This window comes from Euryhalocaulis sp. (assembly GCF_013911995.1).
Classification (GTDB): domain Bacteria; phylum Pseudomonadota; class Alphaproteobacteria; order Caulobacterales; family Maricaulaceae; genus Euryhalocaulis; species Euryhalocaulis caribicus.
This window is the reverse complement of record NZ_JACESD010000047.1, coordinates 1-5000: the sequence shown is the minus strand read 5'-3', so window position 1 is coordinate 5000 and position 5000 is coordinate 1. Positions and strand designations below refer to the sequence as shown.

Here is a 5000-nt window from a genome sequence, read left to right as displayed (position 1 = left end):
CGGGAATCGGCGTTCTGGGGTGGTGGCTGTCGCGCCGCGGCAACCAAAAGGGAGGCGAATGATGTCAGTTTTCCTTCGATCGGCGCTCATCGCCATCCTTGTGACGGGTTTTCTGGCCGTCACCGCAGGACGGCAGATCATGGCGCGGAATGGCGGCGAGGAGCTGGTGCTGGAGGCCGCCCCTGTGGATCCGCGCGACATCCTGCTGGGCCACTATGTCGCCCTCTCCTATGCCATTGAGCGGCTGGACCTATCCGCGCTCGAAGGCGACGACGCCTTCGAGTCCGGTGATTCCCTGTTTCTGGAACTCACGCCAGAGGACGGCGCCGCCCGCCCGGCGGCCATATATAAATCCTGGCCGGCGCAGCCCGGCGGGGTGATTCTGGAAGGCCGGGCCATTACCGCGGCGCGGGCCAGCACACAGGATCCCGAGGGCGTTCCGGGCTCCGGTCGTTTCCTGATCGCCCGTTTCGATCTGCCCCGGCGCTATTACGCGGACGCCGAAACCGCCCTGGCGCTGGAAACGGAACTGCGTGAAAACGGCTTTCAGGTGATTCTTTCACAGCAGGCAGGGCGTCCGCCCGTGCTCAAAGGCCTGATTGTCGACGGCGAACGCCGGGTCGACACGGTTTTCTAGCGAAGAATCGCGATCAGCCGGTCGCGATATAGTCCTTCATCGCGCGGGCTTCGGCTTCGGCTTCGGCGATTTTCCGCTTCACAACATCGCCAATCGAGATCACGCCGATCAGTTTTCCGTTCTCGACTACGGGCAGATGACGAATCCGGCGGTCGGTCATCATTCCCATCATGCTGTCCACGGAATCGCCGGGGCCGCAGAAGACGACATCCCGCGTCATGCATTCCCCAACCCGCACATTCAGGGCCTCCGCGCCGGCGCGCGCGATCTGCCGCGCCAGGTCGCGTTCGGAAAATACGCCGACCGGGCCGCCGCTTTCGCCGACGATAATCACCGCGCCAATCCTCTTCTCGTCCAGAAGCTGCGCCGCCTCCGCCAGGCTGGCTTCCTGGGAAATGGTGAAAACCTCGCCGCCCTTGTCCTTGAGAATCGATGCCGCTGTCATGGCTGTGCCTCCCTGTTGTTATGCAGAGAGTGCAGCGCATTGCGCCAAGATTCAATTTGCGCTGCGCAAATCGGTGACTCTGACAGGCGGACTAACTATTGTCCGCGCGGTCTGAAAACGGGGTGGGACATGGCTGACTCAAGCGAATTGCTGATCCGGGCGCGGGACGCGGCCAAACAGAAACGCAATGGCCTGGCGGTCATGCTGCTGCGCCAGCTGACGCAGGAAAACCCGCCGCTTGGCGAACGCTGGGGTGCCGCGGCGCAGCTCGCCGCCAGCCTGCAGGACATGTGGACCGCGGCGGAAGCGCAGAAACGCATGGTCGAAACCGGCCGCAGGGACACCGCATCGCGTCTCAGCCTGGCCCGCTTCCTTCATGAATCAGGACAGTTCGAGCCGGCGCGCGCCGAAATCGAGGCTCTGTACGAGGATGACCCCGGCAATGTCCGGGTCGTCTATGCCTCCGCCTACATCAATGCCCGCCTGCAGAATGACGAGCTGGCGATCGAGCGGTATCGCGAAGCCGCCCTTATGGATCCGCGCCAGTCCGTGGCCTGGGCCGTCATGATGCGGATGAAAAAGGCCACGGAGGGCGACCCGGATATCGACCATATGCGCAGGGCGGAGGCGCAGCTTACCGAGGAAAAGGCGCCTTTGCGCGCGCCCGTGAAATACGGCCTTGGCTACGCCATGGAGCATCTGGGCAATTACGATTCGGCCTTCAGCCTCATCAGCGAAGGCTCGCACCTGATGCATGAGCATCACCAGTATAACCGCACGCGCATGGCGTCCGTCCTGCAGGGGCTCAAGAACGCCTGCCCGCCGGAAATGATCGCCAATGCGGAGGGCCACGATACCGACCGGCCGATCTTCGTGGTTGGCGCGCCGCGCGCCGGGACAACGCTGGTGGAGACCATTCTCAACGCCCATAGCGGCGTGGTCGGCGGGGCGGAGCTGCCCTTCATGACCGTCGCCAGCTATCCCGCGCAGAACGCGGCCAGCGAATCGCCGGGCAATACCGACGCGGCGCTGAAGCGGATGCTAGGGCCCGATGCGTGGAAAAAGATCGGCGCAACCTATGCCACGCTGGGCGCGGAGCGCTTCGGGCCGACCGGAAAATTCGTCGATTCGACCACCACGACCCCCTGGCAGATGGGATTCATCCTGTCCGCCATGCCCAATGCGCGCATCATCTGGATGACGCGCAACCGCGCCGACGCCCTGTGGGCGATCTACAAGGTGCTGTTCGCGGTGTCCCAGACCTTCTCCTACGACTTCGCGAACATTCAGGATCGCCTGAACTGGGTTGCGAATCTGCGCGACCACTTCGCCGAAATCGCCCCGCAGGGCCAGATTCTGCGCGTCAATTACGAGGATCTGGCGCGCAATCCGGACGAATGGATCCCGAAAATCCTCAGCCATTGCAATCTGGAATATGAGGACTCGGTCCGCGACTTCCACAAAAGCGACCGGATCGTCTCCACGGCCAGCTTTGCACAGGTGCGCCAGCCCATCTCGACCAAGAGCATCGGGTCATGGCGGCGCTATGAGCAGCACCTGGCCCCGATCTATCGTGAGGTTATCGGACCCGATTACGAATCCGAATCGTAGTCGAAGGCGCGGAACATCCACCCCAGCTCATCGCGCACGACGTCTCGGGTCTCGTCCTCATAATAATCCGCCCAGGGGGCGAACGCCTCTTTCTGGCGATACGGGCCTTTCAGCCGCTCCGGCTCGAAAGGAAGGTCCAGCTTCGCGCAGACGCGCTCCACGCCCTCTTCCAGGGCCTCGAAACGGATGATTTCGTCCAGGAACATGTCGCCATTGAGGGTCAGAACCCGCCGCATTTCCGGCAAATGCGGTGAAACGACCAGCCAGTCGCGGAACACTTTCCGCGTGGCGCTGAAATCCAGCCCCTGCAGGCGCTCGCGTTCATAGTCCGGCATCCATGCGTGGAACCAGGCGACCGTCAGGTCGAACGGATTTCGCACGACGCTGAATTTCAGATATTTCGGCCAGCGCGCGGGACCGACCAGCTTGTACAGCCGGTCCGGCCGGCTGATCGGGCCAATCGTGTCGTCCGGATCCGGCCGCTTGCGCGCCTCCAGGGTGCGGCTGCTGACAATGCCATGCTTGGTGCGCTCGGATTCGCGCTCGATTGCCGGCTCGAACGCGCCCGGGCGGACACAGTAAGGCTCGAAATAGATCTCGGCCTCCCAGCCGGTCACCCGGGACGTATTGATATAGACGAATTTCTTTTCGTGACTGACCAGCATCAATTCGCCTCAGACATCGTCGGGATCATAATGGAAATGCTCAAACTCCCAGGCAAAGCGATCACGAATGATCTGCTTGGTTTCCGGGGTGTAGTATTCTCGATAGCCGGGAAAACCGTCGCGCTTGCCCACCTTGCGCTGCGGCATCAAGGCCGGCTCGAACGGCGTGTCCACCCGCTTGCAGACGGCCTCTATGTCGTCCAGCAGGCGCTCATAACGGATCACTCCGTCAATAATGATCTCGCCGCGGATTGATGTGTACATTTCATCATTGGGCGTCGAGGGGAAAATAATCAGCCAGTTCCTGAACATCTCGCGCGTTTCCGCGAAGTCCCGTTCCCCGAGCCGGTCGCGGTCGACCTTGGGCATGCGCATGTGGAACCAGGAAACCACCTTGTCATAGGGATTGCGGATACAGGTGAACTTGAAATACCGGTTCCAGATTTCCGGACCGACCTTCTCGCGGATGCCTTCCGCCGACAGGTGGCTGGTAAAGCCGCCGGAGGTGGCGTGATAGCGCTTGTGCCGCGCCCCGATTACGCCCTGCGCCGTTATTTCGGCGGGGCGGCCCTGTGAGGGCTGATACGCGCCTTCAGGCAGGCACCAGCGCTCGAAATACTCCTCGACGCTGGTTCCCGCGGTCTTCGCGCTTTTTATGAAAATGAATTGCTTTCGGTGGCTAACCAGCATGCTGTTCCAACATCCCCCCGGCGGACGCCCCCGGCCCGCGCTGTATGCCAGTGTGTTAGTGAGCGCCCCGCGCGGCGTCAATCAGCCTGGTCGAACCCGTAACCGAAGGTTTCCAGCTCCCACGCATAGATATTCCTGATCACCGCGATGGTCTCGTCCTCGTAATAGGCCTTCCATGCGGGAAAGCCGTCACGATAGCCCTTTTTGCGATGCGGCAGGCGATCGGGATCGAACGGAATATCTAGCCGCCCGCACATCGCCTCCAGATCCTCGCCTAGCCGCTCATAGCGCATGACGTGATCAAGGCAGAACGTTCCGCCTATCGTGCAGAAATGACGGTCGCGCGGCACCTGCGGCGCAATGATCAGCCAGTCGCGGAATACCCGTCTGGTTTCGGCGAAATCCAGTTTCGAAAGGCGTTCCTTTTCTTCCGGCGGCATATGGAAGTGAAACCAGGAAACGACCTTGTCGAAAGGGTTCCGAACGATCGAGAACTTCAGATAAGCTTCCCAGATATCATCGCCGACCCAGCCCTTGACCCGCTGGGCGGGGGCGTGACTGAAATACTTTTCCCCGGGATCGGGTTTCATGCGCCGGGGGCCGACAATGCCGGCCTCCGTCTCCAGAGCCGGGCGGAGCGCCTTGTCCGCTTCCACGCCCTCCGGGACACACCAGGGTTCGAAATAAAGCTCGACGCTTGTACCGGCGGTCTTGCCGGTCTTCAGGAAAATGAATTTCTTCCGGTGGCTAACCAGCATCACTGAACGCCGTGGCATTGAACGGGTTGAATCGAACGCCTCCGCCGGGAACGGCGCTGGCGCGTGTCACGGCTTGGACCAGCCGCGAAAAAAAATCGACAGAAAAAATCAGAAAACTGAAGCCGAAAAAGAAACGGGCCCCTCCAACCGGAGGGGCCCGTCCCAAGATCGTGAGATCGTCGCTGTATTACAGG

General features: G+C 61.5%; 7 protein-coding genes (1 of these 7 running past the window's edge). 3 read left to right on the top strand and 4 right to left on the bottom strand.

The annotated features are described in order from the left end of the window. On the top strand, positions 1-62 hold the 3' end of the coding sequence (locus H2040_RS11630; protein ID WP_287157545.1) for a DUF2157 domain-containing protein. 1087 nt of this gene lie to the left of the window's left edge; the window shows 62 of its 1149 coding nt (coding positions 1088-1149); its start codon lies off the left edge, out of view; it ends in the stop codon at positions 60-62. Next, complete coding sequence (locus H2040_RS11625; RefSeq protein WP_287157544.1) at positions 62-637, top strand: GDYXXLXY domain-containing protein; 576 nt, start codon at positions 62-64, stop codon at positions 635-637. Before H2040_RS11630 ends, H2040_RS11625 begins: the two co-directional genes overlap by 1 nt. Positions 638-650: 13 nt before the next feature. Here the strand turns inward: H2040_RS11625 and H2040_RS11620 are convergent, their stop codons facing one another. Continuing rightward, positions 651-1082 (bottom strand): CBS domain-containing protein, encoded by a 432-nt coding sequence (locus H2040_RS11620; protein WP_287157542.1) that lies wholly within the window; start codon positions 1080-1082, stop codon positions 651-653. Positions 1083-1211: 129 nt separating this feature from the next. Here H2040_RS11620 and H2040_RS11615 point away from each other — a divergent pair, with 129 nt between their 5' ends. Further along, positions 1212-2693, top strand: a complete 1482-nt coding sequence (locus tag H2040_RS11615; RefSeq protein ID WP_287157540.1) for a tetratricopeptide repeat-containing sulfotransferase family protein — start codon at positions 1212-1214, stop codon at positions 2691-2693. Here H2040_RS11615 and H2040_RS11610 read toward each other — a convergent pair. The 3 genes from H2040_RS11610 to H2040_RS11600 all read right to left on the bottom strand — a co-directional run bounded on the left by H2040_RS11610 (position 2675) and on the right by H2040_RS11600 (position 4806). Continuing rightward, positions 2675-3358 carry a hypothetical protein gene (locus tag H2040_RS11610; protein ID WP_022697282.1) on the bottom strand — a complete coding sequence of 228 codons (684 nt, stop codon included), beginning with the start codon at positions 3356-3358 and terminating at the stop codon, positions 2675-2677. The two genes, H2040_RS11615 and H2040_RS11610, sit on opposite strands and share 19 nt — an antisense overlap. A 9-nt stretch (positions 3359-3367) precedes the next feature. Continuing rightward, positions 3368-4048: a sulfotransferase family 2 domain-containing protein gene (locus tag H2040_RS11605; RefSeq protein ID WP_287157538.1), complete on the bottom strand. Its 681-nt coding sequence runs from the start codon at positions 4046-4048 to the stop codon at positions 3368-3370. Positions 4049-4125: 77 nt separating this feature from the next. Beyond that, positions 4126-4806 (bottom strand): sulfotransferase family 2 domain-containing protein, encoded by a 681-nt coding sequence (locus H2040_RS11600; protein WP_287157537.1) that lies wholly within the window; start codon positions 4804-4806, stop codon positions 4126-4128. Positions 4807-5000 lie beyond the last annotated feature (194 nt).

Bases quoted from the DNA above. Each gene is read 5' to 3' on its own strand.
- H2040_RS11625 (WP_287157544.1), top strand. From the start codon at position 62: ATGTCAGTTTTCCTTCGATCGGCGCTCATCGCCATCCTTGTGACGGGT.
- H2040_RS11620 (WP_287157542.1), bottom strand. From the start codon at position 1,082: ATGACAGCGGCATCGATTCTCAAGGACAAGGGCGGCGAGGTTTTCACC.
- H2040_RS11600 (WP_287157537.1), bottom strand. From the start codon at position 4,806: ATGCTGGTTAGCCACCGGAAGAAATTCATTTTCCTGAAGACCGGCAAG.
- H2040_RS11615 (WP_287157540.1), top strand. From the start codon at position 1,212: ATGGCTGACTCAAGCGAATTGCTGATCCGGGCGCGGGACGCGGCCAAA.
- H2040_RS11605 (WP_287157538.1), bottom strand. From the start codon at position 4,048: ATGCTGGTTAGCCACCGAAAGCAATTCATTTTCATAAAAAGCGCGAAG.
- H2040_RS11610 (WP_022697282.1), bottom strand. From the start codon at position 3,358: ATGCTGGTCAGTCACGAAAAGAAATTCGTCTATATCAATACGTCCCGG.